This window comes from Nonomuraea sp. NPDC052265 (genome assembly GCF_044547985.1).
Taxonomy (GTDB): Bacteria; Actinomycetota; Actinomycetes; order Streptosporangiales; family Streptosporangiaceae; genus Nonomuraea.
Genome location: NZ_JBIUBJ010000015.1, coordinates 1 through 25,405, shown reverse-complemented (window position 1 = coordinate 25,405; position 25,405 = coordinate 1). Strand labels below are relative to the sequence as shown.

At 73.0% G+C, this 25,405-nt stretch carries 29 protein-coding genes; 12 read left to right on the top strand and 17 right to left on the bottom strand.

The features are described from left to right. Positions 1–183: 183 nt before the first annotated feature. Positions 184–564: a MerR family transcriptional regulator gene (locus tag ACIHAD_RS34000; RefSeq protein ID WP_397358803.1), complete on the top strand. Its 381-nt coding sequence runs from the start codon at positions 184–186 to the stop codon at positions 562–564. Beyond that, complete coding sequence (locus ACIHAD_RS33995; RefSeq protein WP_397358802.1) at positions 561–1,805, top strand: MFS transporter; 1,245 nt, start codon at positions 561–563, stop codon at positions 1,803–1,805. The genes ACIHAD_RS34000 and ACIHAD_RS33995 overlap by 4 nt, the downstream gene beginning before the upstream one ends. A 45-nt stretch (positions 1,806–1,850) precedes the next feature. Here the strand turns inward: ACIHAD_RS33995 and ACIHAD_RS33990 are convergent, their stop codons facing one another. The 4 genes from ACIHAD_RS33990 to ACIHAD_RS33975 all read right to left on the bottom strand — a co-directional run bounded on the left by ACIHAD_RS33990 (position 1,851) and on the right by ACIHAD_RS33975 (position 4,560). After that, positions 1,851–2,372 carry a hypothetical protein gene (locus tag ACIHAD_RS33990; protein WP_397358801.1) on the bottom strand — a complete coding sequence of 174 codons (522 nt, stop codon included), beginning with the start codon at positions 2,370–2,372 and terminating at the stop codon, positions 1,851–1,853. 110 nt (positions 2,373–2,482) lie between these two features. Continuing rightward, positions 2,483–2,944 (bottom strand): nuclear transport factor 2 family protein, encoded by a 462-nt coding sequence (locus ACIHAD_RS33985; protein WP_397358800.1) that lies wholly within the window; start codon positions 2,942–2,944, stop codon positions 2,483–2,485. A gap of 55 nt (positions 2,945–2,999) precedes the next feature. Then, complete coding sequence (locus ACIHAD_RS33980; protein WP_397358799.1) at positions 3,000–3,896, bottom strand: alpha/beta fold hydrolase; 897 nt, start codon at positions 3,894–3,896, stop codon at positions 3,000–3,002. 172 nt (positions 3,897–4,068) lie between these two features. After that, positions 4,069–4,560 carry a GNAT family N-acetyltransferase gene (locus tag ACIHAD_RS33975; RefSeq protein WP_397358798.1) on the bottom strand — a complete coding sequence of 164 codons (492 nt, stop codon included), beginning with the start codon at positions 4,558–4,560 and terminating at the stop codon, positions 4,069–4,071. A gap of 266 nt (positions 4,561–4,826) precedes the next feature. Between ACIHAD_RS33975 and ACIHAD_RS33970 the strand changes: the two genes are divergently transcribed. After that, a complete protein-coding gene (locus ACIHAD_RS33970) occupies positions 4,827–5,510 on the top strand; it encodes a hypothetical protein (RefSeq protein ID WP_397358797.1) in 684 nt (227 codons plus the stop codon). A gap of 14 nt (positions 5,511–5,524) precedes the next feature. On the opposite strand, the gene ACIHAD_RS33965 is transcribed toward ACIHAD_RS33970, so the two are convergent. After that, positions 5,525–6,148, bottom strand: a complete 624-nt coding sequence (locus ACIHAD_RS33965; RefSeq protein WP_397358796.1) for a flavin reductase family protein — start codon at positions 6,146–6,148, stop codon at positions 5,525–5,527. Between the two features lie 59 nt (positions 6,149–6,207). Further along, positions 6,208–7,377: a mannose-6-phosphate isomerase, class I gene (gene manA, locus ACIHAD_RS33960; RefSeq protein WP_397358795.1), complete on the bottom strand. Its 1,170-nt coding sequence runs from the start codon at positions 7,375–7,377 to the stop codon at positions 6,208–6,210. A gap of 115 nt (positions 7,378–7,492) precedes the next feature. Here manA and ACIHAD_RS33955 point away from each other — a divergent pair, with 115 nt between their 5' ends. Continuing rightward, complete coding sequence (locus ACIHAD_RS33955; RefSeq protein WP_397358794.1) at positions 7,493–8,098, top strand: TetR/AcrR family transcriptional regulator; 606 nt, start codon at positions 7,493–7,495, stop codon at positions 8,096–8,098. On the opposite strand, the gene ACIHAD_RS33950 is transcribed toward ACIHAD_RS33955, so the two are convergent. Continuing rightward, entirely contained in the window at positions 8,038–9,123 is a 1,086-nt protein-coding gene (locus ACIHAD_RS33950) for a hypothetical protein (protein ID WP_397358793.1), read from the bottom strand. The genes ACIHAD_RS33955 and ACIHAD_RS33950 overlap by 61 nt on opposite strands. Positions 9,124–9,287: 164 nt before the next feature. Between ACIHAD_RS33950 and ACIHAD_RS33945 the strand changes: the two genes are divergently transcribed. Then, on the top strand, positions 9,288–10,016 hold the full coding sequence (locus tag ACIHAD_RS33945) for a ThuA domain-containing protein (RefSeq protein ID WP_397358792.1): 729 nt from the start codon (positions 9,288–9,290) through the stop codon (positions 10,014–10,016). A gap of 1 nt (position 10,017) precedes the next feature. Here the strand turns inward: ACIHAD_RS33945 and ACIHAD_RS33940 are convergent, their stop codons facing one another. After that, a complete protein-coding gene (locus ACIHAD_RS33940) occupies positions 10,018–10,992 on the bottom strand; it encodes an NAD(P)-dependent alcohol dehydrogenase (protein ID WP_397358791.1) in 975 nt (324 codons plus the stop codon). A 334-nt stretch (positions 10,993–11,326) separates the two neighbouring features. On the opposite strand from ACIHAD_RS33940, the gene ACIHAD_RS33935 reads away from it, so the two are divergent. Further along, a complete protein-coding gene (locus ACIHAD_RS33935; protein ID WP_397358790.1) occupies positions 11,327–13,186 on the top strand; it encodes a trypsin-like peptidase domain-containing protein in 1,860 nt (619 codons plus the stop codon). Between the two features lie 72 nt (positions 13,187–13,258). Beyond that, a complete protein-coding gene (locus ACIHAD_RS33930; RefSeq protein WP_397358789.1) occupies positions 13,259–14,323 on the top strand; it encodes a Glu/Leu/Phe/Val dehydrogenase dimerization domain-containing protein in 1,065 nt (354 codons plus the stop codon). Between the two features lie 168 nt (positions 14,324–14,491). Here the strand turns inward: ACIHAD_RS33930 and ACIHAD_RS33925 are convergent, their stop codons facing one another. The 5 genes from ACIHAD_RS33925 to ACIHAD_RS33905 all read right to left on the bottom strand — a co-directional run bounded on the left by ACIHAD_RS33925 (position 14,492) and on the right by ACIHAD_RS33905 (position 18,123). Beyond that, a complete protein-coding gene (locus tag ACIHAD_RS33925) occupies positions 14,492–15,280 on the bottom strand; it encodes an alpha/beta fold hydrolase (protein WP_397358788.1) in 789 nt (262 codons plus the stop codon). Between the two features lie 164 nt (positions 15,281–15,444). Then, positions 15,445–16,101 carry a response regulator transcription factor gene (locus tag ACIHAD_RS33920; protein WP_397358787.1) on the bottom strand — a complete coding sequence of 219 codons (657 nt, stop codon included), beginning with the start codon at positions 16,099–16,101 and terminating at the stop codon, positions 15,445–15,447. Then, positions 16,098–17,249: a sensor histidine kinase gene (locus tag ACIHAD_RS33915; protein ID WP_397358786.1), complete on the bottom strand. Its 1,152-nt coding sequence runs from the start codon at positions 17,247–17,249 to the stop codon at positions 16,098–16,100. Before ACIHAD_RS33915 ends, ACIHAD_RS33920 begins: the two co-directional genes overlap by 4 nt. A gap of 125 nt (positions 17,250–17,374) precedes the next feature. Beyond that, complete coding sequence (locus tag ACIHAD_RS33910) at positions 17,375–17,611, bottom strand: hypothetical protein (protein ID WP_397358785.1); 237 nt, start codon at positions 17,609–17,611, stop codon at positions 17,375–17,377. 35 nt (positions 17,612–17,646) lie between these two features. Next, positions 17,647–18,123: an NUDIX hydrolase gene (locus ACIHAD_RS33905; RefSeq protein WP_397358784.1), complete on the bottom strand. Its 477-nt coding sequence runs from the start codon at positions 18,121–18,123 to the stop codon at positions 17,647–17,649. Between the two features lie 280 nt (positions 18,124–18,403). On the opposite strand from ACIHAD_RS33905, the gene ACIHAD_RS33900 reads away from it, so the two are divergent. After that, the gene (locus tag ACIHAD_RS33900; protein ID WP_397358783.1) at positions 18,404–19,309 is read left to right on the top strand and encodes a hypothetical protein; all 906 of its coding nucleotides are present in this window, start codon (positions 18,404–18,406) and stop codon (positions 19,307–19,309) included. A gap of 59 nt (positions 19,310–19,368) precedes the next feature. Here the strand turns inward: ACIHAD_RS33900 and ACIHAD_RS33895 are convergent, their stop codons facing one another. Next, the gene (locus ACIHAD_RS33895; RefSeq protein ID WP_397358782.1) at positions 19,369–20,319 is read right to left on the bottom strand and encodes a sulfotransferase family protein; all 951 of its coding nucleotides are present in this window, start codon (positions 20,317–20,319) and stop codon (positions 19,369–19,371) included. A 214-nt stretch (positions 20,320–20,533) separates the two neighbouring features. Here ACIHAD_RS33895 and ACIHAD_RS33890 point away from each other — a divergent pair, with 214 nt between their 5' ends. Then, complete coding sequence (locus ACIHAD_RS33890; protein WP_397358781.1) at positions 20,534–21,559, top strand: hypothetical protein; 1,026 nt, start codon at positions 20,534–20,536, stop codon at positions 21,557–21,559. Positions 21,560–21,643: 84 nt separating this feature from the next. Here the strand turns inward: ACIHAD_RS33890 and ACIHAD_RS33885 are convergent, their stop codons facing one another. Then, on the bottom strand, positions 21,644–22,378 hold the full coding sequence (locus ACIHAD_RS33885; protein WP_397358780.1) for an MFS transporter: 735 nt from the start codon (positions 22,376–22,378) through the stop codon (positions 21,644–21,646). Between the two features lie 145 nt (positions 22,379–22,523). Between ACIHAD_RS33885 and ACIHAD_RS33880 the strand changes: the two genes are divergently transcribed. Next, on the top strand, positions 22,524–22,943 hold the full coding sequence (locus ACIHAD_RS33880; protein ID WP_397358779.1) for a MarR family winged helix-turn-helix transcriptional regulator: 420 nt from the start codon (positions 22,524–22,526) through the stop codon (positions 22,941–22,943). 221 nt (positions 22,944–23,164) lie between these two features. On the opposite strand, the gene ACIHAD_RS33875 is transcribed toward ACIHAD_RS33880, so the two are convergent. Then, complete coding sequence (locus tag ACIHAD_RS33875; protein WP_189650423.1) at positions 23,165–23,341, bottom strand: hypothetical protein; 177 nt, start codon at positions 23,339–23,341, stop codon at positions 23,165–23,167. A 114-nt stretch (positions 23,342–23,455) separates the two neighbouring features. Here ACIHAD_RS33875 and ACIHAD_RS33870 point away from each other — a divergent pair, with 114 nt between their 5' ends. Both ACIHAD_RS33870 and ACIHAD_RS33865 read left to right on the top strand, forming a co-directional pair. Next, positions 23,456–23,908 carry a MarR family winged helix-turn-helix transcriptional regulator gene (locus ACIHAD_RS33870; protein WP_397358778.1) on the top strand — a complete coding sequence of 151 codons (453 nt, stop codon included), beginning with the start codon at positions 23,456–23,458 and terminating at the stop codon, positions 23,906–23,908. A 121-nt stretch (positions 23,909–24,029) separates the two neighbouring features. Further along, the gene (locus ACIHAD_RS33865; RefSeq protein WP_397358777.1) at positions 24,030–25,031 is read left to right on the top strand and encodes a serine hydrolase domain-containing protein; all 1,002 of its coding nucleotides are present in this window, start codon (positions 24,030–24,032) and stop codon (positions 25,029–25,031) included. 33 nt (positions 25,032–25,064) lie between these two features. On the opposite strand, the gene ACIHAD_RS33860 is transcribed toward ACIHAD_RS33865, so the two are convergent. After that, on the bottom strand, positions 25,065–25,295 hold the full coding sequence (locus ACIHAD_RS33860; protein WP_397358776.1) for a hypothetical protein: 231 nt from the start codon (positions 25,293–25,295) through the stop codon (positions 25,065–25,067). Positions 25,296–25,405 lie beyond the last annotated feature (110 nt).

Below are 25,405 nucleotides of genomic sequence, written 5' to 3'. Positions count from 1 at the left end.
TTTCGTCCGGCGCTACGGATGCATCATGTTCAGCCGCCGGAAAACGCGTCAACGCGCCGCCCGGCGGCGACCGGGCGGTATGGAGGTAGCCGATCCCATTCCGTCAAGTCCGGGCCCGCATTCACCGGAATTCAGTCGAATGCACTTGACTTGGATCGCGCTCGAAGGGTGACAATGATCGGTATGAGTCAGAGCCTGACGATCGCGGAAGTCGCAGCCGAGACCGGCCTCAGCGCCCATGCGCTGCGTTATTACGAGAAGGCCGGCCTGATGCGGGAGACGCCGCCGCGCGGAGGGAACGGGCACCGCCGCTACACCGAACGTGATCTGGCCTGGATCCGGTTCCTGACCAGGCTGCGGGGCACCGGGATGTCCATCGCCGACGTCCGCCGCTACGCCGAGCTCGTCCGCGCGGGCGAGAGCACCGCGGCCGAGCGCAAGCAGATCCTGCTCACCCACCGCGAGGAGGTGGCCAAGCGCATCGCCCAGCTCAAGGACGACCTGGCCGCCATCGACTACAAGATCGAGATCTACGAGAAGCTCGAGGAGAAGTACCAGCTGTGACCGCGCCGCCGCGGCCGGACAGCGAGCCCGGCCAGGCCGCCTTCGGCCCCCGCTTCGTCACGGCGGTGTCGGTCGGCTCGCTGCTGAACCCGATCAACTCCTCGATCATCGCCATCGCGCTCGTGCCCATCGCCCACCACTTCGGCGTGGGCGCCGACGCCACCTCCTGGCTGGTGTCGGCCCTGTACCTGGCCACCACGATCGGCCAGCCGGTGCTGGGCCGGCTGGCCGACCGGCTCGGCCCGCGCCGCGTCTACCTGGCCGGGCTGGTCACGGTCGCGGCCGGCGGGCTGCTCGGCTACTGGGCGCCGACCCTCGGCCTGCTCGTGGCCGCCCGCGTGGTGATCGGCCTCGGCACCTCGGCCGCCTACCCGGCCGCCATGAGCATGGTCCGCCGCAGGTCGGAGCGGTCCGGCGGGGCCGCGCCCGCCTCGGTGATGGGCGCGCTGGCCATGGCCGGGCAGGTCAGCATGGTGCTCGGGCCGCCGCTCGGCGGGCTGCTCGACGCGCTCGGCGGCTGGCGCTGGATCTTCCTGGTCAACCTGCCGATGGCCGTGGCCGGGGTGGTCTCGGCGCTGCTGTGGCTGCCGCGCGACGAGCCGTACGAGCGGGCCCGTACGGGCGGCGGCGGCAGCCTGCGCGACCTGGCCCGCAACCGGCCGCTGCTGGTGACCTATCTGCGCAACGCGGTGACCTTCATGGCCACCTACGGCTTCCTGTACGGCTGGACGCAGTGGCTGGAACAGGGCAGGGGGCTGACGGCGGCGGTCGCCGGGCTGCTGCTCATGCCCACCTCGGCCGTGGGCGCGGTGGTCTCCGGGCTGGCCGCGCGGGCCGACGGCACGTCAGGCAGGGCGCGCTGGATGTTGCCGGCCGGCGCCGCGGCCCTGCTGGCGGGCTGCGCCTGGCTGCCGGCGCTCGACGGCGGGGCGTCCATCCTGTCGCTGTGCCTGCTCAGCATGGTCTTCGGGGTGCAGAACGGGCTGAACATCGTGGGCAACCAGGCCGCCATGTACGCCCAGGCGCCGCCCGGCCAGATCGGCATGGCCGCCGGCCTGCTGCGCACCTCGCAGTACGCCGGGGCCATCTGCTCGGCGCTGCTCATCAGCGTGACCTACGGCGAGCGCGCCACCGACGAGGGACTGCACCGGCTGGGCGTGGTCCTGACGGCCGCCTCGGCGCTGTTGCTGGCCGGCACGCTGCTCGCGGCGGTCCGCGCGGGCGGCGGCAGGCGCGCGTGAGCGGGGAGGGACCTGCCGCCCCGCCCCGCCCGCGCGCCGGCCCGCTCAGCGGGGGCTGATCAGGTCACTGATCGCGAACCCGGTCAGGTTGGTCACGTTGGCACCGCCCACCGACAGGATCGTGGACGTGCCGGGCACGCGGTCCACCGCGTACGCGCCCGCGTACCCGGCCGACGGGCGGGCCGGGCCGCCGACCCTGGTCCACGAGGCGCCGTCGAAGTACAGATAGGCGGGTGCGGTGGTGCCGCCGCCGGTCGGGATGACCAGGTGGCCCTCGCCGTCGCCGCTGATGCTCGCCGAGCCGTTGCCGGGGTCGCCGGGCAGCGCCGAGACGGTCCAGGCGCCCTGGCGCAGGCGCAGCACGGAGGTGTCCGGCGAGCCGTCGTAGCCGCGCCAGCCGACGGCGTAGGCGTGGGTGGCGTCCAGCACGTCGACGTTCCAGAGGGTGGTGGGGTCGCCGGGCGGGTCCACGGCCCGGAAGGCGGGGGCCGGCGCGGCCGCCGCCATCGCGGCGGTGACGGCCAGGGCGGCGGCGGAGGCGCGGAGGACGCCACGGAAACGGGTCATGTCTTCTCCTGTGGGCGCGTTCCTGCGGAAAAAGGCACGAAGGCGGCGCGGACGGACTCCGGGCACGAGAAGGCGGGCCGGTCGTCACCGGCCCGCCCGGGATGGCCCGCTCAGTCGTCGGATCTGCGCCCGTCGGGGCCGATCGGGCCGAAGAACGAGCTGAAGTTGGCGGTGCCGTCGCCGAAGATGCCGCCGCGGCCCTCCACGACGCGGCCGTTCTCCCACCGCATCAGGTCCACCCCCTCCATCTGCAGGTGCTCGTAGAAGGAGGTGCCGTCCGAGCCGGTGCGCCTGCGTACGGCGGTGCACCGGTTGACGTCGATGGTGTAGCCGTCCACCGGGTTGACCAGGCAGGCGACCTGCTCCATGCGCAGGGTGCCGCCGGCCAGCCGCTGCCAGGTCTTGATGAAGCCCATGAAGGCGTCGAGGCCGTCGTGCCATCCGGCGTACGGGTGGTTGCCGGGGGACTGGAACCGCACGTCGGGGTGCCAGTACTCCAGCGCGCGCTCGCGGTCGCCGGACCGCAGCGCCTGGTGTGCCGCCGCCAGTCGCTCAGCCGTCAGATCCGACATCGCTCTCCTCTCACTGCGTCGGGTGCTCCTGCGTCGGGTGCTGCTGCGTCGGGTGCTACTGCATCGGGTGCTTGGCGAGGAAGGCCGAGACGCCTTCGCCGACCGCTCTGGGGTTCATGATCTGCAGGCCGTGGGTGGCGCCGACGATGCCGCAGCGCTCGGCCTGGGGCAGCCAGTTCATGAGGAAGTGCTGCGCCTCGCGGAAACCGGGCATGGCCGCCTCGCTGTCCAGGCCCATCACGGCCAGCACCGGCATCTGCGGCTTGTCCGGCACGAGCTGGTCGGCCTTGGACATGCGGAAGCCCCAGCCGCCCAGCGCCGGGAAGTCCACCTTGAACGTGACGTCCGCGCACTCCTCGACCCGCTCCCACACGTCCAGGGGGCAGGTCATGTCGACGGAGCCGAGGTAGCTCGGGCCGCAGACGGCGGCCATGAAGTCGCAGGCGGCGGTGAGCTTGTCGCCCTTCTGCACCAGCTCGATGGCCGTCATCACGGCGTCGTTGTTGGCCTTCTCGGCCTCGGCGCCCTCACGCGGCAGGTACGGCTCCAGCAGCACCGCCGAGTGCGTGCGCTCGGGGTAGGAGAGCATGAACTGGAAGCCGATCACCCCGCCGAAGGAGTACGACATGACGTGCGCCTTGTCGATGCCCAGGTGGTCGAGGAGCTGCTTGGCGTGCTCGGCGCCCTCCTCGATGCTGAGGCTGTCCTTCTCCAGCGTGCTGCCGTTGTAACCGGCACGGTAATAGCTGATGAACTGGTACTTGTCCAGCAGCTCCGGGTTGTACTTCAGGAGCGGCGTGATGAGACCGTCCGAAATGGAGGTGCAGTGGATGCACAGGACCGGCTCGCCGCGTCCCACGACCGTGTAACGCAGTTCCGCGTCGCTGACCTTGACCCGCTTGTCGTGGTCGAGTTTCCAGTCTCGACCGGCGTACAAAGCATTCGCGCTCATGCCATTCCTCTCACGCGATCACTCGACCGTTTCTCGTGCCCGCTTGGCCATACTCAAGAATGGTTGTCATGGGCCATGGGGACGGTCAACGAGAGAGCCCGCGCCGGGGTATTCACCGCGAAATACGCCGGGGAACTCTGTCAAGTCGGCACGCGTGGGAAGAGGGCCGGGGTCAGGGGAAGGACAGCTCGTACTCGACCTGCTCGACCGGGTTGCCGTCGCCGTAGTCGTAGGCGCGGGCGGCGCCCGACTCGGTGAAGCCGCTCTTGGCGTAGAAACGGCGTGACCGCGGCGTGTCGCGCAGCGTCCACAGGTGCACCCGGGTGAAGCCGTCGTCGCGGATGCGGCGCAGGGTGTCGGTCATCAGGGCGGCGGCCACGCCCGTGCCCCAGCCGTCGGGATGGCCGTAGAAGCCGAAGATCTCCGCCGCGCCCGTCCGGGACGGCGAGGGCCCGAAGGAGGAGAAGGCCAGCCGCCGCCCGTCGAGCGCGGCGAGCACCAGGCCGCCCGGGGTCGCGGCGAGCACGTCGTGCCATTTGCCGCGCCGGTGGCTGACGGCCTGGTCGAAGAACTCCCGGGAGAAGAAGCCGGCGTAGGCGGCCTTCCATGATTCGGCGTGGATCTCTCCCAGCGTCTCGCCGTCGCCCGGCGAGGCTGGGAACACTGTGAAAATTCCGGTCACAAGATCACACTAGTCGAGGGGGCCCGGGGGTGTCCGGCGGCGGTGCGCGGGCACGTACCGGGATGCACGCACGCGGGGCGGCGCTCGGCGCGCCCGCCGCCGCACGAGGCGTTCGAGGAGGTGCGGGCGGAGAAGCTGCGCGAGACGGCCGCCCGGGCGTGGCGGCCGGGTCGGTCGATCACGCGATCCCGGCCGCCGTGCCGCGGCCGGAGGTCATCCATAGCGCTGGAGCGCGGAATGGAGGCTCGATGAGGTGGCTGGCTCGCGGGGAGGGGCAACTCCCGGCGGGGGAGGGCCGGGCGGGCGACGGGCGGCCCGCCGAGCACCCGCTCGCCCGCTGGACCGCCGGTCAGGCGCTGCGCCTGGTCTGTCCCGGCCCCGCCGGTGATCCGGACCTGCGGCGGCGTCCCGACGGCGCGGCCGAGGCGTGGCGGGACGGCCGCCCGCTGCCGGTGGGCATCTCGCTCACCAGCCGCGCCGGATGGGCGGTGTGCCTGCTCGGCCTGGAGCCCGGGGCCGTCGGCTGCGACCTCCAGATGGTCGAGGCGCGCGGGCCGGGGTTCGTCGCCGACCGGTTCACCCGCCAGGAACAGCGGATCATCGGCAGCGATCCGCTGCTCGGCAGCCTGCTGTGGTCGGCCAAGGAGAGCGCGGCGAAGGTGCTGCGCCGCGCCGACAGCCGGGCGCTGGAGGTCTCCCTCGGCTGCGGCCGGCCCTCCGACGGGTGGAGCGGGCTGACCGTGCGGGCGGGCGGGCGCGGGGTCACGCACGGGTGGTGGCGCAGGTTCGGCCCTCTCGTGCTGACCGTGGCGGCCGACCGTCCGACGCCGCCGCCGCGCGGGCTGGAGGAGCCGTCGGCCCTGTCGTCGGTGCTGTCGTCGGGCCAGTCGTCGGTCGGGGCGGTCCGGCCGTCGTACGCCGGTTGCGGCTGACCGGCCGCGGCGTCTCAGGCCGGGGACGGCGTCTGCGAGCGGTAGGAGTGGCCGAGCTCCGGCCCGAGGCCGAAGTAGTGGCGGAAGTTGTACAGCAGCGGGCTCCACGCGGACGGGTCCACGTGATGCGTGCCGGGGACGACGATGCGCGGGTCGGCGTGCACCTTGCGCACGACGGCCTCGACGATGACGAAGTCCCCGGACTCGTTCGGCACGATCCGCGCCGCCACGGCCTCGAACTGGAGGGGGCACTCGGCCACGCGCGGCGGCCGTACGGTCTGCGACGGCTCGGGACGAAGGCCCGCCGCGCCGAACTTGTCGGGCTCGAACCGGCAGCCGGCCGCCTTGGTGTCCGGTACCGGGTCGCGTCCGGTGAGCGGCGCCAGGCGTTCCACCTGCGGCCACAGGTGCGGGGCCGGCAGGTTGATCACCAGGTCGGGCCGGCCGGCCAGGTTGCGGGCGGTCTGCCCGTCGGCGCCGAGGCCGAGCACGACGGTCCGGCCGAGCGCCCAGGCCGACGACATCGGGGCCAGGTTGGTGGAGCCGTCCGGGTTCTCCGTGGTCAGCAGCACGACCGGGGTGCCGAAGTAGAGGATGCTGGGTTCGATGGCGACGTGGCCGAGGGTTGCCGTGTTCATGAGGGGAGCCTAGGAAGGCGACGTTCAACCGGCGGCCGAAATGTCGCCGTCGTACGGATCTACATCGTAAAGGCGCCCGGCTGGGCCACGTACGCCACGCCCTTGCCGGACAACCCCGCGGCCACCACGGCCGGGACGAACGCCGACTCGCCCGGCCGCAGCGCCAGCTCGCCGAGCCGGGCCTCGCCTTCCAGGCACAACACGATCCTGGGCAGCCCGCCGGGCAGCTCGAAGGAGGCGGCCCCGGCCAGCTCGTAACGCGTGAGGGCGAACTCGGGGGCCGGAGGCAGATAGCGCCGCTCGCCGGAGGCGGGACGCTCGGGCTCGACCAGGTGCGGCTCGGCGGGCGTGAAGTCGACCACCCGCATCAGCTCGGGCGCGTCGACGTGCTTGGTGGTCAGCCCGCAGCGCAGGACGTTGTCGGAGCTGGCCATGATCTCCACGCCGAGGCCGCCCAGGTAGGCGTGCGGCACGCCGGCGCCGAGGTAGAGGGCCTGGCCGGGCAGCAGCTCGACGTGGTTGAGCAGGAGGGCGGCCACCACCCCGGGGTCGCCGGGGCAGGCCGCTGCTATCTCGGCGTACGGGGCCAGCTCGGGGTCGGAGCTGCCGGCGAGGGCGCGTTCGACCTGGGCGCGCAGCGGCGCGGAGGCGTCGTCGAGCATCTGCGCGAAGACCGTGCGAAGGGCCTCACCGGCGGGCCGGACGGCGAGCACGTCGATCCACGGCTGGAGGCCGGGCACGCCGAGCCGGGCGAGCAGCCCGGCGGTGACGACGGGGGAACGGAAGCCGCACAGCCCGTGGAAGGGCGTGATCGCGCAGACCATCTCGGGCTTGTGCGAGCGGTCCTTGTAGGTGCGGGCCGGGTCGCCGATCGGGACGCCGCGCGCCTCCTCGGCGGCGAACCCGGCCTCGGCCTGCGCGATCGTGGGGTGGACCTGGAGCGACAGCGGCCGGGCGACCGCGAGCACCTTCAGCAGGTACGGCAGCGCGGGCCCGAACCTGGCGACGGCCGGCGCGCCGAGGGCGGCGACGGGGTCGCCCGCGATGAGCCGGTCGAGGGGCACGCCGCCGGCGATCGACGGCTCGGCGGGGTGGGCGCCCATCCAGAGTTCGGCCTGCGGGCGGCCGGTCGGCTCGGTGCCGAACAGCTCGGGCATGGCGGTGACGGAACCCCAGTCGTAGGGGCGGATCGTGGTGTCCAGGCGCAGGGGCAGTTCGAACGTCGGCACAGGGCAGGAGCGTAGTCGTCGGCGGCCGGTCCCGCGCGGCCGGGGCCGGGCAGTACTGCACGCCGGTATAGGATGCTTTTCCGGTGAACAGTCCGCTGTACGAATCGGTGGTGTGATGACAACAGTCCAGGATCCGGAGGACCTCACCGCGCGGGCCCGCATCCGCGACGCCGCGATCCGGCACATCGGCGAGCACGGGTTCGAGCGGGCCACGATCCGCGACATCGCCGAGTCGGCGGGGGTCTCGCTCGGCCTGGTCCGCCACCATTTCGGCTCCAAGCAGGCGCTGCGCGAGGCGTGCGACGAGCACCTGATGAAGACGGTGCGCCGGCTCAACGCCGAGGCCGCCGGCAGCCCGCCGGCCGGTTTCAACCCGGTGGCCGCCCTCGGCCCCTACCGCGCCTACCTGGCGCGGGCGCTGACCGAGGGCTGGGCCTCAGCGCTGTTCGACGAGATGACCCGGATCGGGGAGCGCTGGCTGGCCGCCGCCGACCGGGACCGGCCCGACCCGCCGGACGTGCCGCCGCGGGCGCGGGCGGCCGTGATGGCCGCGATGGCGCTGTCGGTCACGGTCCTGTACCCGCACGTCTGCCGTGGCATGGGTGCCGACCTGTCCACGCCGGAGGGCGAGCGCCTGCTGATGCGCACGCTGATCGAGGTCTACTCCCAGCCGGTGCTCGGCCCGGAGGCCGCCGCCGAGGCCCGCGCCTGGCTCGGCTGACCCGGGATCAGCGCGGCCCGGCTGCGCTCGTCCGGCCAGACCGACGAGAGGTCGACGTACGGGCGCAGCAGGCCGGTCAGCTCGGGGTCGCCGCGGCCGTTGAGCTCCTCTGAGGCGATCTTGCGCGCCACGCCGGCCACGATGTCGGCCACCTGGACGCGGGGGTCGAGGTGCGAGGCGACCAGCGTCAGGCTCGTCAGCACCAGCGGGCCCGCGGGGCGGCCCGGCCGGGCCAGCAGCAGCCGCAGCCGCTCGATGCGCTCCTCGGTCAGCGTCGTCTGCCGGTCGTGCACGACGGAGACGGGCCGGCCGCCCGCGCCCCAGAGCGCGACCGCGTGCGCGATGGCCGGGATCAGCGGGTCGAGGGCGGGGAAGACGTGGGGGGCGTCGAGCGGGCGGGTGGTGAAGGCGTCCACGAGCGGCCTGGCGGCCCACAGCTCGTCCATGATCTCGCCGGCCGGGCCGGGGGTCGTGCGCAGGGCGGCGACCAGTTCGAAGACCGAGTCGGCGGAGACCTCCGGGCCGCGGCCGTTCCTGGTTCTGAGCAGGTGGTTGAAGGCGTCGAGGAAGGTCGTCCAGCGTCCGGGGCCGAAGGCGCGGCGGCCCTGCCGGTAGAGGGTGACGGCCATGGCCGCCGACCGTTCGTCCTGGTCCAGGCCGAGGCTGGAGTGGTGGCCGGTGAGCAGGTCGGTCAGCTTGCTCACGGCGAAGTACGCCTTGTCGGTCAGGTGCACGCGCGCCCGTCCGAGGATCGGGCCCGACGGGCCGAGCAGCCAGACCAGGGTGGCCCGGTTCTTCTCGCGCAGCACGTGTTCGGCCTTGTACTCGGTGACCGGTGAGGGCGCCCGCAGCCGCAGCTCCCGTACGCAGTCGGCCGCGGCGGCCCAGTCGAGGGAGACGCCGGCGTGGGCGAACACGTCGGTGTTGCCGCCGACGAGCTTCTCGCCCTCCGCGCCGGACTCGTCGCAGGCGATCTCGACCGGACGGCCGTCCGGCGCGAGGTCGGCCTGCGCGGGGCTTGGCATGACTTCCATGGTCACTGGCGAACCTACCCAAACCCTCCTTCCTTCCGCGAGACATTTTCCGCCCGTCCGCCTCACCCGTCGGGTGCCGCGGGGCTGTGACCGGGGTGCCGGGCGGGTAGGGACCGGACGGCAGGTGCGGCAGGTCCGGAGGGAGAGCATCGCGCGTGAGCATCAACGTGACCGTCTGGGGCGAGAACGTACACGAGCAGCGGGAGGAGGAGGTGCGCCGCCGCTATCCCGGCGGCATGCACGGCGCGATCGCCGACGGCCTGCGCGAGCACCTGGGGGAGCGGGTGCGCGTGCGCACCGCGACCTTGCAGGACCCCGAGCACGGCCTCGACGCCGCGACGCTGTCCGGCACCGACGTGCTCACCTGGTGGGGGCACGCGGCGCACGAGGAGGTCGGCGAGGAGGTCGTGGCGCGGGTGTGTGAGCGTGTCTGGGCCGGGATGGGACTGCTGGTACTGCACTCGGGCCACTACTCCAAGGTCTTCCGCGCCCTCATGGGCACCACCTGCACGGTCAACTGGCGCGACACCGCCGACCGCGAGCTGGTCTGGACGGTGGAGCCGGCCCATCCGATCGCGGCGGGCGTGCCGCAGCCGCTGGTCATCCCCGAGCAGGAGACCTACGGCGAGCCGTTCGGGGTGCCGGCGCCCGACGAGCTGGTGTTCGTCAGCTCCTTCTCCGGGGGCGAGGTGTTCCGCAGCGGCTGCTGCTACCGGCGCGGCAAGGGGCGCGTCTTCTACTTCAGCCCCGGCGACCAGAACTACCCGGTCTTCCACCAGCCGGGCGTGCGGCGGATCCTGGCCAACGCGGTGTCGTGGGCGGCGCCCGCCGAGGGCGTGGGCGAACCGCTGCGCAACGCCCGCGTGCCCGCGGGGGACTGGTGATCTAGTTCGCGCCGGGCATGACCATGATGATCTTGCCTGTCACGTGGCCCGACCGGAGGTGGTCCATCGCGTCGGGGAAGTCGGCGAGCGGGAAGGCCCTGCCGACCACGGGGGTGAGCTCGCCGGTCGCGGCGAGGCCGGCCAGGTGGCGCAGGTCCCGCGGGTCGGTCCTGGCGATGGGGGCGCGCAGGGTGTGCCGGACGAACGGTGACAGCGCCGTCGCCCGGAGCTGCCGGCCGGTGCCGTGCAGCCAGCGGCCGGAGGCGTTCTCGCCGCCGACGATCACGAGCGTGCCCCGGCGGGTGAGCACGCGCCGCAGGTCCGGCAGGGGACGGTTGCCCGCGGTGTCGAGGACGACGTCGTAGCGGCCGGGGCCGGTGGTCGGGTCCTCGCGGGTGTAGTCGAGGACCTCGTCCGCGCCGAGTGAGCGGACGAGGTCGGCCTTGCCGGGGCCGCAGACGCCGGTGACGTGCGCGCCGTACGCCTTGGCGAGCTGGACGGCGAACGTGCCCACCCCGCCGCCCGCGCCGATGACCAGGACGCGCTGCCCCGGGCGGAGGCGGGCGTGGTCGCGCAACGCCTGGAGCGCGGTCAGGCCGCTGGTCGGGACGGCGGCGGCGGCCTCGAACGACAGGCCGGCCGGTTTGGGGACGAGACGGTCGGCGCGGGCGACGGCCTGCTCGGCGAGCGCGCCGTCGCAGACGCCGAAGACCTCGTCGCCGGCCGCGAGGCCGGTGACGCCGGGACCGACGGCCTCGACGGACCCGGCGACGTCGCGGCCGAGGAGGGGCGAGCGCGGGCGGCGCAGCCCGGTGGCGAGGCGGACGGGGTAGGGCAGCCCGGCGCCGAGGTGCCAGACGCCGTGGTCGAGGCAGGCGGCGTGGACGCGCAGGAGCGCTTCGCCGGGGCCCGGGGCGGGACGGTCGAGGTCGGTGAGGGCCGGGGGGCCGTAGACGTGACGGGTGATGGCCTTCAAGGCAGGTCTCCATGTCAAAGAAAGTAGACATGGTGAACGTAAAAGAAAGCGGACATCGTGTCAAGAATTTTGGACATCGATCGAGACGAGGGTGCGGACCGTAGGGACGTTCTTCAGGATTTGGGTCGATAACGCGAAATATCGGTATCACTACCGATAACGGTACGGATGGGGTGCGGAGTTACCCTCTGGCCACCCCCCACCACGGCGGGCCGCCTGTTCGCCGGAATCGCCTGCCCTCTCCGCCGGCGCGGCCTACACGCCCGGACCGGGCCCGGCACCCGGCGACCGGCGGCCTGCTTCGGTCACCCCTCACGTGGAGGTGTCCCCCCGCATGAGTCCTTCCCGATGGAGAGCGGCGGCCACGGCGTTGATCGCCGTACTGGCCGTCCTCGCGCCGGTGACCCCGGCCCCCGCCCTCGCGCAGGCCCCCGCCGCCCTACCCCAGCGGACGCAGACCGACAGCCGGGTCTCACCGGCCGGCGAGGAGGTCCTCGCCGACCTGTCCCTGCCCTACGGCGGCGCCGGACGGAGCTGGAGCACGCGCGTCACCCGGCCCGGCTCCCGCTACATCAAGGTGCACTTCGCCGCGCTCACCCTCGTCCCGGGCGACTACGTCACCGTCGCCGCGCCGGACGGCCGCGAGATCCACACCTACTACGGCGACCCCACCCGCGGGCGCTACCCCACCGGCTCCGGGTACACGCTGCACGGCGTCCCCGGGTTCGCCGCGCTCTCCGTGGACGGCGACACGGCGGTGGTCACCCTGCACGCCTCAGGGCCGCGTGACGCCGTCCGGCTGGCCCGGCAGGGCTTTGGCGTACGCATCGACCGGTACTTCCGCGGCTACACCGCCCAGGAGGCCGCGGCCCTGGCGCCCAAAGCGTTCAGCGTGTGCGGCACCGACGCGCGCCGGGACGTGGTCTGCTACAAGGACAGCAACCCCACCGAGTACGCGCGCAGCCGCGCCGTGGCCCGCCAGCTCCTCAACGGCCTCGGCTACTGCACGGCCTGGCGGGTCGGCAACACCAACCGCATGCTGACCAACCACCACTGCATGGAGAGCGCCGCCGACCTGAGCGCCAGCGAGTTCCAGTTCGACTACGACTGCGCGACCTGCGGCGGGAACAACCCCGGCGCGGGGACGAAGGTCGGCGGCGGGCAGTTCCTGAAGACCAGCGCGCTCGAAGCGCTCGACTACACGCTCTTCAGCGTCGCCGACTTCGCCGCGATCCAGTCGTTCGGCACCCTGTACCTCGATCCGCGCACCCCCGTGGCGGGCGAGCGCATCTACATCCCCGGCCACGGCGACACCCTGCCCAAGCGCCTGTCCCTGTACGAGGACACGCAGGGCGGGGCCGCCTGCAAGATCGACGTGGTGTCGTCGGGCGTCAACACCGGCTACCGCTGCGACACCTCCGGCGGGAACTCCGGCTCCCCGGTGATCGCCGCCTCCAGCCACAAGGTGATCGCGCTGCACCACCTCGGCGGCTGCCCCAACTGGGGGACGCGCATCACCGAGGTGTACAACGAGATCTCCGGAATGATCGACAACACCCCGCCGACCGGCGGCGACGACGACTTCGCGATGTCGCTCGCGCCCCCGAGCGGCGGCGCGACGCCGGGCGGGTCGGTCACGAGCACCATCAGCACCTCCGTCACGCGCGGCGGGCCCCAGCAGATGCAGTTCTTCGCCGCCGGGCTGCCGTCGGGCGCCGCCGCGACGTTCGCGCCGCCCTCCGTCCAGTCGGGCGGCACGTCCGTCATGACGATCTCGACGTCCGCGCAGACGCCCGGGGGCGTGTACCAGATCACGGTGACCGCCACGGGCCCGGCCGCCACCCATTCGGCCGCCTTCACCCTCTCCGTGGCCGCCGCGGGCGGCTGCTCGGGCTACGAGACCACCAAGAGCGGGACGCTGGCCTCCGGGGCCGAGCAGTACCAGCCCGACGGCGGGTACCTGCAGACCACCGTCACCGGCCCGCACCAGGCGTGCCTGGACGGCCCGTCCGGCGCCGACTACGACCTGTACCTGCAGCGCTGGAACGGGTCTACGTGGGCGACGGTCGCCCAGAGCGCCGGATCGGGAGCCGGCGAGACGCTCACCTACACCGGCGCGGCCGGGTACTACCGGTATCGGGTGCACTCCTACTCCGGGTCCGGTTCGTACATCTTGGGATACAACGCTCCCTGACCCATGGACAGGCGGCCGGGCGGCGTCGAGATTGGGCGGCAGGCACGGTTCGCACGGACGCGGGGAGCGCGGATGAGGATCATGGAGCTCGTCTCGGTGGACGGCTGCATCGCTTTCGACCTGGACTGCCAGGTCAGCGCGGGTGGCACCCGGCTGGCGCCGGACGTCACCCGCGAGGAGGCGGGGCTGCTGGCGCGGGCGATGACGTACAAGCTGGCCGTGCTCGGCGAGCGGATCGGCGGGGCCAAGGCGGTGCTGCGGGCCTCGTCCGGCGACCGGGCGGGCACGGTGGCGCGCTTCTGCCGGGAGGTCGCGCCGCTGGTCGAGAAGGGCGCCTTCCTCACCTCCTCGGACCTGGGCACGCGGACGCGGGACTTCGCGCCGCTGCCCGGGTACCGGGCCGACTCGGTCATGCACGGGGAGCTCGGCGGCGAGCTGGTGGACACCGTCGTGACCGGGCTGGGCGTGGTCGTCGCCGCCGAGACGGCGCTCGGCGGGCTGGCCGGGCGGACGGTGGCGGTGGAGGGCTTCGGCAAGGTGGGCAGCGCCGTGGTGCGGGAGGCGGCGCGGCGCGGTGCGCGCCTCGTCGCCCTGTCCACCCTGCACGGGTGCGTGAGCGACCCCGCCGGGCTGGACGCCGCCGCCCTGGAGGAGCTGCGTGTCGGGCACGGCGACGCGTGCGTGACCCGGCTCGGCCTGCCCGTGCTGCCGCCGGAGGCGTTGTACGAGGTGGCCGCCGACGTGCTGGTCCCCGGGGCGCGCACCGGCGTCCTGTCGGCGCGGCGGGCGGCGGCGGTGCGGGCCGGCCTGGTCGCGCCGGCCGCGAACGTGCCCTACACCGGAGAGGGGCTGCGGACGCTGGGGGAGCGGGGCGTGATGACGCTGGCGGACTTCGTCTGCGGTGCGGGGGCCACGATCGGGTACCTCGCCGAGCGTGCGGGGGCGGTCTCCGACGTCGACGGGCTCCAGGCCCTGGTGGAGCGGCGCGTCGCCGATCTCACCGCCGCCGCTCTCGCCCATCCGGAGGGCCCGTACGAAGGGGCGTGCGCGCTGGCCGAGGACTTCCTGGCGACCTGGCAGACCCCACCCGGCCCGCCCCTGGCCCCCGACCCGGCCACCTCCCGCCCCCCTCTCTGACCCCCGACGACCCGACCGCGCCCACGCGACCGACCCTTGCGGCCTGACCGTCGAGCCCCCTCGGCCGGTCTCTGCGGTCTGGCCGTTCGAGCCCCTCGGCCGGTCTCTGCGGTCTGGCCGTTCGAGCCCCCTCGGCCGGTCTCTGCGGTCTGGCCGTTCGAGACCTCCTCAGCCGGTCTCTGCGGGCTGGCCGTCGAGGAACTCCTGGACGAGTGCCGCGAACTCCGCCGCCTGATGTTCCAGCGGGATCACGCCGCCCTTCACCACCGCCCGGGTGCTGTGGGGAAGGGCGGCGGCCAGGCGTTCCAGCTCGGGGAAGGCGAAGGGGTCGTCGGTGGCGCCCACGACCAGCACCGGGCAGCGGACCAGCCCGACCCGTTCCTCCATCCGGTACGCGGCCACCGCCTCGTGCCCGCTCTCCACCTCCGGCAGGACGGTCAGCGCGTCGCGCACGAAACGGGTCAGCAGTGGCCACGGGTAGTAGGGGGCCCGCCGGCTCCACAGCTCGCCCAGATGGGAGCCGTCGGACTGTTCGCGCACGGCGTCGATGGAGGGACGGCCCGCGCGGCGCCGCCGGCCCTCGGGGTCGATCATCGGCGTGGACGACAGCACCAGGGCGGTGACCCGTTCGGGGGCGCGCGCCGCCGTCTCGACCGCGATGACGCCGCCCGTGTGGTGCCCGGCCAGGGCGGCTCGCGGCAGGCCGAGGGCGTCCATCAGGGCTAACACCCCGGCGGCGTAGGTCTCGATCGAGTGCTCGGGCGGGCGGGCGGAGTTGCCGAAGCCGAGCGTGTCCATGGCGACGGCCCGCCGGGTGCGGCCGAGCAGGGGCAGCACCTCGCGGTACTCGTCCCATGAGCGGGGTGTCTGGTGCAGCAGGAGCACCGGCTCGCCCGTGCCGCACGAGGCGTGGTGGATCTGGCCGAGCGGGGTGTCGGCATAGCCGAATCTGATCATGGCGTCTCCTCCTGCCTGGTCACCGGGCCTCGTCACGTGGGCGACGGCCGCCGGGGCATGCGCCCGGCCGATCTCACGCCTCACGATCGCAGACGGGACGCCGCCGCGCATCAGCCCCTGGTCTGATGTCGAGCCGGAGCATCCGGGACGCGCCGGAGGACCCGTCAGCCGATCCGGTAGCCGACGCCCGGCCGGGTGGTGATCACCGGAGGATCGCCCAGTTTGCGGCGCAGGCGGCCGACGGTGACGGTCACGGTGTTGGTGAACGGGTCGGCGTGCTCGTCCCAGACCTGTTCGAGCAGGGCCTCGGTGCTCAGGAAGCCGGGCGACGCGCGCAGCAGCGCCTCCAGCACGGCGAACTCCTTGACCGACAGCTCCAGCGGGCGGCCGTCCCGGGTGACGGTGTGCCGCAGCGGGTCGAGCTCGATCCCGGCCCCGCGCAGCGTACGCGGCCGGGCGGTGGGCCTGCGGCGCGCCAGGGCCCGTACCCGCAGGACCAGTTCGGGGAAGTGGAAGGGCTTGGCCAGATAGTCGTCGGCGCCCAGGGTCAGCCCGCTCACCCGGTCGCCGGGCGACCCGGCCGCGGTCAGCATCAGGACCATGGGGCGTTCGTCCTGGTCGGTGACCATCTGACAGAGCGTGTCGCCGTGGATGCCCGGCAGGTCGCGGTCGAGCAGCACCACGTCGTAGGGGTTGAGGTCGAGCTTGGCCGCCGCCTCCAGGCCGTCGTGGGCGACGTCCACGGCCATGCCCTGGTCGCGCAGGCCCTCGGCGAGCACGGCGGCCAGCGCCCGCGCGTCCTCCACCACCAGCACCCTCATGCCGGCAGCCGCACGGTGGCGCGCAGCCCGCCCTCGGGGCGGGCGGCCAGGTCGAGGCCGCCGCCGTGCGCCTGAGCGACGGCCGCGACGATCGACAGGCCGAGCCCCGAGCCGTCCTGCGATCCGGTACGGTCCGCGCCGAGCCGCTGGAACGGCCGCCCCAGCCGCGCCACCTGCGCCGGGTCGAGCCGGTCGCCGCCGGACTCCACGACCAGGCGCGCCCACCGGCCGTCGGACGTGGCCTCGACCCTGATCCAGCCGCCGTCCTGGTTGTGCACGATCGCGTTGTCGATCAGGTTGTACACCATCCGGGTGACCAGCGCCACGCTTCCCCACGTCCGGACCTCGTCCTGGACGCCCTCGCCGTCCAGGGTGAGTCGCCGGGCCGCGAGGTCGGCGGCGCGGGCGTCGAGGGTGCGGGCCGCCAGGTCGCCGAGCGCGATCGCGGCGGCGTCGGGCAGGCTGCCGTGCTGGGCGCGGGCCAGGGCGAGCAGGCTCTCCAGGAGGCGGTCGACCTGGTCGAGGTCGGTACGCAGCCGGTCGGCCAGCGTCAGCGTCTGCGCCGGTACGGGCTCCGGCTTGGCCACGGCCACGTCCAGCCGCGCCCGCATCGTGGCCAGCGGGGTGCGCAGCTCGTGCGAGGCGTCGGCGACGAACCGGCGTTGCGCGGCGAAGGCGCCCTCCAGGCGGGCGAGCAGGCCGTCGATGGTGTCGGCCAGGTCCTTGACCTCGTCGGCCGGGCCCGGCACGGCCAGGCGTTCGTGCAGGTTGTCGGCGGAGATGCGGCGCGTGGCGGCGGTGATCGTGCGCAGCGGGCGCAGCACCCGGCCCGCGACCACCCGCCCGAGTACGACCGACACCACGGCCATGACGGCCAGCGCGAGCACCGACCCGGCCAGGAGCTGGCGCGACTGGGTCGCGTGCACGTCGGCGAGCTGGGCCTGGAGCAGGGCGATGTGCTGCTGTGCGGCGGCGAGGGTCGTCCCGTCGCCGGAAGGCCACGGCGCGGGCTCGGTCCGCGACAGCGGCATGCCGGCGAGGTTGACCAGGACCAGCAGGCCCGCGCCGGAGGCCAGGAACAGCCCGCCGTACAGGACGGTGAAGCGCAGCCTGGCCGTGCGAGCGGGCAACCTGGGACGTGGCGGCATCGTTCTCCTTTCCGGGACTCCAGGATGCCGCCACGGACCTAACACCGGCATGACGGGGTGACCAACCACGCAAGTCCCGTGCCGTTGAGGGCGCGGCGCGCCGCGAAGGGGTGGCGCGAGAGCGGTCAGGCGGTTGCGACGAGGGCCTGGCTGCGGTCCCAGAGACGGCGTGCCAGGCCGGGGTCGTCCGCCAGGCGGTGGACGGCCGAGGGGCGGCGCTTCTCGTAGTGGCCGCCGGGGGAGCAGTCGGCGCCCGGCTGCGAGGTGGCCAGCCAGAACAGGGTGTCGGCGCCCTGCTCGGGCGTGAGCAGGAGCCGCTTCAGGGGCGTGTGGTAGAGCAGGCGCGCCGCCACCCCCGCCACGCCGCCCCCGGAACCTCGCCGAAGAGGGTGGGCGGTCAGTGGTCGGTGGTGTGGAAGCGGGCGGCCGGGTCGTCGGTGAGGGCGGCGTCGAGGCGGGCGCGCATCTCAGGGGACAGATCCGGCAGAGCTCGCAACGGGAACCAGCGGGCCTCGCTGTTCTCGCCGTCCGCCGGGTACGGGTCGCCGGACGCCCAGCGGCAGCGGAACACCAGGTCCAGGTAGCGGGCCCGGTCACCGTTGGGGTAGGTGACCTCGCGCGTGACGTGCACCAGGGCCAGCCGTTCCGCGACGGCCCGTACGCCGGTCTCCTCGGCGACCTCGCGCAACGCGGCGTCGGCCGGTTGCTCGCCCGGGTCGATGATGCCGGTCACCGGCGTCCAGGCGCCGGTGTCGGCGCGGCGGACCAGCAGCACCTGAGCCTCGCGCAGCACGACCGCGGTCACCCCGGACAACCACAGCGGCTCCGTGCCGATCTTCTCCCGCAACGCGAGGACGAACTCAGGGGTCGACATCCACCCAGCATATTCATCGACGCCCACCCGCCCCCCGCCCCCCGCCCCCCGCCCCCGGACACCGAGGACGACCGCTTCTGGACGCCGCCCACGACGCGAGATCGCGCCGCCCTCGCGCGCCGGACGGCTGCCACGAGCGGGCCGAGAAGCGCGGTCCTTCCGGCGTGCCGGACATGCGGCGGACGGCCATAACCCCATAAAGTCTATAGGTAATAAGGATAATCCCAAGGAGAGGTAAGCAGCCATGTCCGGCTCCACGTCCTGGCCTAGCCTCGGTTCCATGCCGATCGACGAGAACGCCCTGCTGCCCGATCCCGGCCGCGCCGTCGTGGCGGTCGAGCCGCCGGTCCCGGCGCACGGCCATTGGGCCGGGGCGCCGAGCGCCGTCGCCGCGGACGGGCTGATCTACCTCGCCTACCGCCTGCGCCGCCCGGTCGGCGAGGGCCGCGGGTACGCCGTCGTGGTCGCCCGCTCGTCCGACGGCGAGCGTTTCGAGCCGCTGACGACGATCACCCGCGAGGAGATGGACGCCGAGTCGCTGGAGCGGCCCGCTCTGGTCCGCACCCCCGAGGGACGCTGGCGGCTGTACCTGAGCTGCGCCACGCCGGGCACCAAGCACTGGCGGGTGGAGGTCGTGGAGGCCGACGACCCCGCCGCGTTCGACCCGCGCACCCGCACGACCGTGCTGCCCGGCGACCCCAAGACCGGGGTCAAGGACACCGTGATCATGCGGCGCGGCGACGTGTGGCACCTGTGGGCCTCCTGCCACCCGCTGGCCGACCCCGACGAGGCCGACCAGATGGTGACCGACTACGCCACCAGCGCCGACGGCCTCGACTGGACCTGGCACGGCACCGCCCTGGCCGGCCGTCCCGGCCTGTGGGACGCGCGCGGCGTCCGGATCAGCGCGGTGCGCTTCGACGGCGACCGGGTCGTGGCCTTCTACGACGGCCGGGCCGGCGCCGGGGAGAACTACGAGGAGCGCACCGGCGTCGCCGTGGGCGCCGACCCCGACGCGCTGACGGCCCTGGGCGACCGGCCCGCCGCCATGTCGCCGCACCACGGCGGGGGCCTGCGCTACCTGAACTTCGTGGACCTGCCGGACGGCCGCCTGCGGCTCTACTACGAGTACACCCGCGCCGACGGCGCCCACGACCTGCGCACGGAACTGCGCCCAGCCCCCTGACCCAGCCCGCTGGCCCCGCCCACTGAGCCCGTCCCCGACCACGGCCCGTCCGGCTCCGGTCAGGGGGCGCGGCCGTTCCTGGCCTGCCGCTGGCCGGGCGGCCGGCTGCCGACCAGGCCACCCGAACGCTCCCGAGGCCGCAGCCAGTCGCTGAAGTCCTCGCCGGTGATCTGCTGGAGCAGCTCGACGTCCGGCGCGAAGTGGCGGATCAGCAGCTGCCGCTGCTCCCACTCCAGCGGCCGGCGGGCCCGGCCGCTGCGCTGCAGCAGCCGCTCCAACGGCCCGGACAGGGGCGCGGGCAGGGTGCGGCGCAGGGTGGACAGCAGCGCGTGCCGCGCGCCGGGGTCCGGGTGCGCGGTCACGTTCTCCCTCGGGACGCCGCTGAGCAGGCCCTGCCGTACGCCGAGGAAGCCGCAGATGCGGTCCAGGGTCTCGGCCGGCCGGTCCACGATGTCCCGGTAGCGGAAGATCAGCACCTGGTCGCGGGGGAACAGGGTGAACAGGTGGGCGAGCTGCCCGCCGTACCGTCCGAGTCCGGTGTAGTGCCAGAAGTGCGCCCATCCGGCCGCGACCCGCTCCGGCTCGGCCTCGCAGGCACGGACCAGGTCGCCGATCGGCTCCAGGCCGGCCGACCATAGGTGGGTCCAGTTGGAGTGGGCGCGCTCGACCGGGTCGCGCAGGCTGACGATGAGCCGGACGTGCGGGATCGTCTCGCGGATGCGCCGCTGGGCGTCCAGGTCGTACAGGTAGAAGGGGGTGGACTCGCCGGCGAGCGTGCCGGGGGGAGCGGCGGCGAACAGCGCTTCGTAGTCCGCGCGCCGCCAGACGTGTTCCCGGTAGGTCTCGGCGTCGCCCGGTCCGCCCCGGACGGGCGGTGGCCCGTCGGTGAGGAAGAACTTCGGCTCCTTGATGGGCGACAGGAACAGGTCGGGATGCGGGTGCAGCGCGGTGTGCAGCGCCGTCGTCCCCGCTTTGGGCACTCCCGCGATCAGGAAATCAGGCAAGGGCACTGTCTTCCTCCCAGAGACGAGAACCGCTATTGCCTAACTTTCCTACCAATAGTGTAGGAAATTCAAGGCCGGAGCCGCTCCGCTCGTTCGATCGCAGTCTCTGTCCCCGTTCCTCGGTCTGACCGCTAGGTTGATCATGATCCACCACAATGGCCGAACGACCAGCAGGGTGATGCACTTGCGTGAAAATCCCCACATCAGCGGAACGTCTGCCGTGAGCCGTCGCGCGCTCCTGCGAACCGGGGCGGGGGTGGCGGCCGCCGCCGCGGGCGGCGGCCTCTCGCTGCTCGCGACCGAACCGGCGTACGCGACCGTCCCGGCATCGCAGCGTTTCGTCTTCGAAGGGGCCGGCGGCGACCCCGTCGTACGGGCCACACTCCACCAGCCTTACTGGGCGATGCAGTCCTTCGCCTTCGACCACGTCCACGGGCACATCTACTTCGTGCAGACCAAGGTCGGCAGCACGAACGGCGACCTCTGGGTGACCAGGACCGACCTGCACGGCAAGGTGCTGGGCGCCATGGCGCTGCACGGGTTCGATCACGGCTCGTCGATGGCGATCCAGCCGGACACGGACGAATCACCATATATCTGGCTCGCGGGCGACTGGAGGAGCCTGTCCTCCGGCACGGCCCCGAACAGCCACACGATCTGCCGCGTCAAGTACAGGGACGGGGGCGCGCTCGACTACAAGGACGCGGGGGTTCGGAACTTCCCGATCGGCCTCTCCGACTTCCGGGACTGTCCGAGACCCTCGATCGACCCCTACACCAACCGGTTGCTCGTCCGGTACATGGGAACGACGAGCCCGTGGCGCCTGGCGATGTTCGACCTTTCCGCCGTCCTCGGCAAGGGCATCAGCGACACCACTCCCGCCCTCACCAAGCGCGCTCTGCCGACCAACGCCCAGCTCGGCCTGTCCGAATCCGACCACTTCCAGGGCGTGACCTCGTACGGCCAGTACGTGTACCTCTCCTACGGCGGCCCGCCCGCCAGGCCCTCGGACCCGGCCAAGCCCTCCTACCTGGTCCGTCTCGACATGAACAAGGCCGGGGCCTCGGTCGAGGAGGTCTACCGGACGAGAGCGGGCGAGTCCCTGCCCGGCCGCGAGCCTCAGGGAATGGCGATCTGGCGATCGCCGGACGGGCCGCGCCTGGCGTTCGGCTTCTCCAGCAAGATCAGCGGCAGTCCCGACGAGTTCCGGGCGACCGTCTTCTACAAGAGCGACCTCACCGGCTGAGCCGTCCGAACCGCCGCGGCCGCGGCGATCGGTCGCGAGGATCGATCCCGGCGATCGGTCGCGGAGGCCGGCCCCGTCCCGCCGTCAGCGGCGGGCGGGTGAGGCCGGCGCGGCGGCCTCCTCCCCGGCCGCCCGGCCGCCGGGACGGGCGGGCAGCGCCATGGTGACGGCCGCCGCGGCCAGTGCCGCCCCGCAGCCGACCAGCATCCCGATGCGGAAGCCGGCCTCCGAAGGCAGCGTGTGCGCGCCCAGGCGGATCGTCATCTGCGACAGGATCGCGCCGACGACCGCGGCCGAGACCGTCGTCCCGATCGAGCGCATCAGCGTGTTGAAGCTGTTGGCCGCGGCGGTCTCCGACCGGGGCACCGCGCCCATGATCAGGGCGGGCATCGCCCCGTAGGCCAGGCCGACGCCAAGGCTGCAGACGCAGGTGACGACCAGCATGCCCCAGGCCGAGCCCAGCAGCCCCATCGAGGAGCCGTACCCGACCGCCATGACCAGGCTGCCGGCGATCAGGGTGACCTTGGGGCCGCGGGCCGCCGACAGCCGGGCGCCGAGCGGCGAGACCAGCATCATCATCAGGCCCGAGGGAGCCATCCACAGCCCGGCGGCCAGCATCGACCGGCCCTCGCGGGGGAGCGGGGGAGTGGGCGGCACCAGCAGCCGGATCAGCACCGCGATCAGCACGCTCAGCACGGCCGAGCCCCAGAACAGCACCCGCCAGCTCGCGTACTCGGCGACCGCGGCCGAGATCGGCAGGCCCAGCGCCCCGCCGATGCCCATGGACGAGCTCATCAGCGCGATCGAGGCCACCGCCATCACGCTGACGATGCCGCCGGGGCGGGCGGTGGATGTGGAGCCCCCACGTTGTTCTCCCGTCGTCGAAGGATGTGCACGCTACACATCATGTGTTATGTACACAATTCATGTAAGGTGCACATACCTCGCGAAAGGGGGGATTGGGATGGAAAAGCCCACACATCTCATCGAGTTCGAGACGATGCTGCTCGGTCGGCACCGGCACTACGACCGTAGTGCCCACCTCCTGCTCAGGCGGCTGCACAGCTCGGGCCCGATGTCCATCGGGCAGCTCAGCGACGCCTTCGGCCTGGACGCCTCCACCCTCAACCGGCACACCTCCGCCCTCCTGCGCGCCGGTCTCGTCGAACGAATCCCCGACCCCGGGGGCGGCATCGCCCGCAAGTTCCGCCTCACCCCGGACGGCGAGCGGAGCCTCGTCGAGGAGCGCGAGAGGAACGTCAGCGGCCTGGAGAAGGTGATGGCCGACTGGACGCCGGAGGACGTCGCGGCCTTCGCCGCCTACCTCAGGCGCTTCAACACCGACATCGAACGCCTGGCCGGCCGCCCCTGGCCCCGTACTTGAGCCCGGCCGCCAGCCCCTGACGCGCGCGAGGGCCCCCCGCCGGGACGGGCGGGGGGCCCTCAACGCGTGCGTACCGGTGCGCGTGTCGCCTCTCGGCGAAGGGCGCAACGCGGCTCCAGCCGAACGGTAGTCCGCGAAGGCGATAGGTGAGGCCCGGGGACACTGGGCACACCGGCCACGAAGCATGTAACGGCGACCGCCTCGGGGATGTTCCCGGCAGATCAGGCGAAGTGCATCACGATGGCCAGGCCGACGAGGTGCGTGACCACCACCACGACGAGCAGCGTGACGAACACGAACTTGGCCGGGCCGTGCTCGAAGTGCTTGCCCTCCTTCAGCGGAGGCAGCTTCGCCTGGCGCTCGGCGATGCGCTCCTCCAGCGGCTTGCGGTGAAACATGAGGTGTCCCTCTTTCGGCGGCCCGGCCACGGGTACGATTTGTGTGGCATCGATTTGCAGGCTATTAGTTTGTACACAAAGTAAGTTACCAGACGGCATCGGAGGCGTACACGCATGGAGCCTGTGACAGAGGCGACAGACCTGCTGGCGCTCGACCGGCAGGTGTGCTTCGCGCTCAGCATCGCCTCGCGCAGCGTGATCGGCCTCTACCGGCCGCTCCTGCAACCCTTCGGGCTCACCCACCCGCAGTACCTGGTGATGCTGGCGCTCTGGCAGCACGAGCCGCTGTCGGTCAAGGAGCTGGGCGAGCTCCTGCAACTCGACCCCGGCACGCTGTCCCCGCTGCTCAAACGGCTGGAGGCGCTGGGCTACGTCCACCGCGAGCGCAACAGCAAGGACGAGCGTGTCCTGGCCGTCACCCTGACGCCCGCCGGCCGGCAGCTCAGGGTCGAGGCGGAGAAGATCCCGCCGGCCGTCGTCGCCCGGCTCGGCATGGACCTCGACGAGCTCCAGGACCTGCACGCGGCGCTGATGCGGCTGATCGCCTCGGCCCGCCGCGACGCCTGACCCTCCCTGGCCTCCGGCGGAGCCTCCCGCGCCCGCAGTAAGCAACCGTGATTGACTGTCTGCCGATAGTCAACTACGGTTGCTTGCGTTCGCGAATCCCCTTCCTGTCGCTGGAGGCAACATGCCCATGGTTCAAGCTGGCCGTCCGAGATTGCGGCGGGTGCTCGACCGGCTGGCGGCCGACGATCGCGGGCCCGGGATCGTGGCCGAGGTCCGGGACGGCCGCGAGCCGCCGTGGTTCGGCGCCGCGGGCGTGGCCGACCTGGAGACCGGTCGCCCCCGCACGCCCGGGGAGCACTTCCGCATCGGCAGCTTCACCAAGGCGTTCGTCGGGACGGTCGTGCTCGGCCTGGCGGCCGACGGCAGGCTGGCCCTGGACGCGCCGGTGACCACCTGGCTGCCCGGCGTCGTCGAGCAGTACTTCCCCGGCGCCGACGCCGGCCGCATCACCCCGAGGCTGCTGCTCAACCACACCAGCGGCCTGCCGGACGCACTCCCCGGCCAGGAGAACCCGCCCGTGGGTGAGCCGGGGAGGCGGTTCGTCTACTCGAAGGTCAACTACAACCTCGCCGGGATGATCGTCGAGGCGGTGTCCGGTTCGACGCTCGCCGAGGAGATCGACCGCCGCGTCGCGGGCCCGCTGGGGCTGACCGGGACGTACCTGCCCGCGGCCGGCGAAGGGCTGCGCGACCCGCACGCCCGCCACTACTCCGGCCAGGACGAGACGGGCCAGGAGGTCGGCCGCCATGACGTGACCGACGCCGACCTGTCCTGGGCCTGGGCCGCCGGGGGCATGGTCTCGACCACGGCCGACCTGCACCGCTTCCTGACCGCCCTGCTGGGCGGGCACCTGCTCCCGCCGCAGCAGCAGGAGGAGATGTTCACCACCGTGTCCACCGAGGGCGCCGACTGGGTGCCCGGCACCCGGTACGGGCTCGGCGTCTACTCCCAGCATTTCCCGTCCGGGGTCACGCTCTGGGGCGGGGGCGGGTTCATCCAGGGGTCGATGACGTACGCGATGGGCGACCGCCAGGGCACGCACACGCTGACCGGCAACGTGAACGGCGACTGGGGCGACTTCCTGGAGACCTGCGCCGACCTGTTCCAGGCCGACTTCCGCTGACCGGCCGGCGCGGGCCCCCGCCGGAGAACCGGCTCAGCCGATCCCCGGGACGGCCACCGCGGCGGTCCGGACCTCGCCCGTGCGGGCGGCGAACATCTCCGCCATCCGCTCGACGCCCGGGAACACCGCGACCGTCATGAACAGCGTCCGGCCGTCGGGCCCGCCGAGGGCGGAGGCGAAGCAGGCCCGGTCGAGCTCGATCCGGTCGGTCACCTCGCCGCCCTCGCGCACCCGTACGCAGGCGGCGCCGTCCTCGTCGTCCACCTGGGTCCAGATCGCGGATCTGGATCAAAGGTTGTGGAGCGGTGACGGAGCGCTACCCGGCCGGCGACGGTACTGGTGATCGCGATCCTGTAACAGGCTGTGCGTGAAGG

Excerpts from the sequence above, each read along its gene's own strand:
- ACIHAD_RS33935 (WP_397358790.1), top strand. The coding sequence starts at position 11,327 with ATGAGTCCTTCCCGATGGAGAGCGGCGGCCACGGCGTTGATCGCCGTA.
- ACIHAD_RS33925 (WP_397358788.1), bottom strand. The coding sequence starts at position 15,280 with ATGATCAGATTCGGCTATGCCGACACCCCGCTCGGCCAGATCCACCAC.
- ACIHAD_RS33905 (WP_397358784.1), bottom strand. The coding sequence starts at position 18,123 with ATGTCGACCCCTGAGTTCGTCCTCGCGTTGCGGGAGAAGATCGGCACG.
- ACIHAD_RS33955 (WP_397358794.1), top strand. The coding sequence starts at position 7,493 with ATGACAACAGTCCAGGATCCGGAGGACCTCACCGCGCGGGCCCGCATC.
- ACIHAD_RS33900 (WP_397358783.1), top strand. The coding sequence starts at position 18,404 with ATGCCGATCGACGAGAACGCCCTGCTGCCCGATCCCGGCCGCGCCGTC.
- ACIHAD_RS33870 (WP_397358778.1), top strand. The coding sequence starts at position 23,456 with ATGGAGCCTGTGACAGAGGCGACAGACCTGCTGGCGCTCGACCGGCAG.
- ACIHAD_RS33970 (WP_397358797.1), top strand. The coding sequence starts at position 4,827 with ATGAGGTGGCTGGCTCGCGGGGAGGGGCAACTCCCGGCGGGGGAGGGC.
- ACIHAD_RS33915 (WP_397358786.1), bottom strand. The coding sequence starts at position 17,249 with ATGCCGCCACGTCCCAGGTTGCCCGCTCGCACGGCCAGGCTGCGCTTC.
- ACIHAD_RS33880 (WP_397358779.1), top strand. The coding sequence starts at position 22,524 with ATGGAAAAGCCCACACATCTCATCGAGTTCGAGACGATGCTGCTCGGT.
- ACIHAD_RS33875 (WP_189650423.1), bottom strand. The coding sequence starts at position 23,341 with ATGTTTCACCGCAAGCCGCTGGAGGAGCGCATCGCCGAGCGCCAGGCG.
- ACIHAD_RS33920 (WP_397358787.1), bottom strand. The coding sequence starts at position 16,101 with ATGAGGGTGCTGGTGGTGGAGGACGCGCGGGCGCTGGCCGCCGTGCTC.
- ACIHAD_RS34000 (WP_397358803.1), top strand. The coding sequence starts at position 184 with ATGAGTCAGAGCCTGACGATCGCGGAAGTCGCAGCCGAGACCGGCCTC.
- ACIHAD_RS33990 (WP_397358801.1), bottom strand. The coding sequence starts at position 2,372 with ATGACCCGTTTCCGTGGCGTCCTCCGCGCCTCCGCCGCCGCCCTGGCC.
- ACIHAD_RS33885 (WP_397358780.1), bottom strand. The coding sequence starts at position 22,378 with ATGGCGGTGGCCTCGATCGCGCTGATGAGCTCGTCCATGGGCATCGGC.
- ACIHAD_RS33985 (WP_397358800.1), bottom strand. The coding sequence starts at position 2,944 with ATGTCGGATCTGACGGCTGAGCGACTGGCGGCGGCACACCAGGCGCTG.
- ACIHAD_RS33930 (WP_397358789.1), top strand. The coding sequence starts at position 13,259 with ATGAGGATCATGGAGCTCGTCTCGGTGGACGGCTGCATCGCTTTCGAC.
- ACIHAD_RS33950 (WP_397358793.1), bottom strand. The coding sequence starts at position 9,123 with ATGCCAAGCCCCGCGCAGGCCGACCTCGCGCCGGACGGCCGTCCGGTC.
- ACIHAD_RS33980 (WP_397358799.1), bottom strand. The coding sequence starts at position 3,896 with ATGAGCGCGAATGCTTTGTACGCCGGTCGAGACTGGAAACTCGACCAC.
- ACIHAD_RS33865 (WP_397358777.1), top strand. The coding sequence starts at position 24,030 with ATGCCCATGGTTCAAGCTGGCCGTCCGAGATTGCGGCGGGTGCTCGAC.
- ACIHAD_RS33965 (WP_397358796.1), bottom strand. The coding sequence starts at position 6,148 with ATGAACACGGCAACCCTCGGCCACGTCGCCATCGAACCCAGCATCCTC.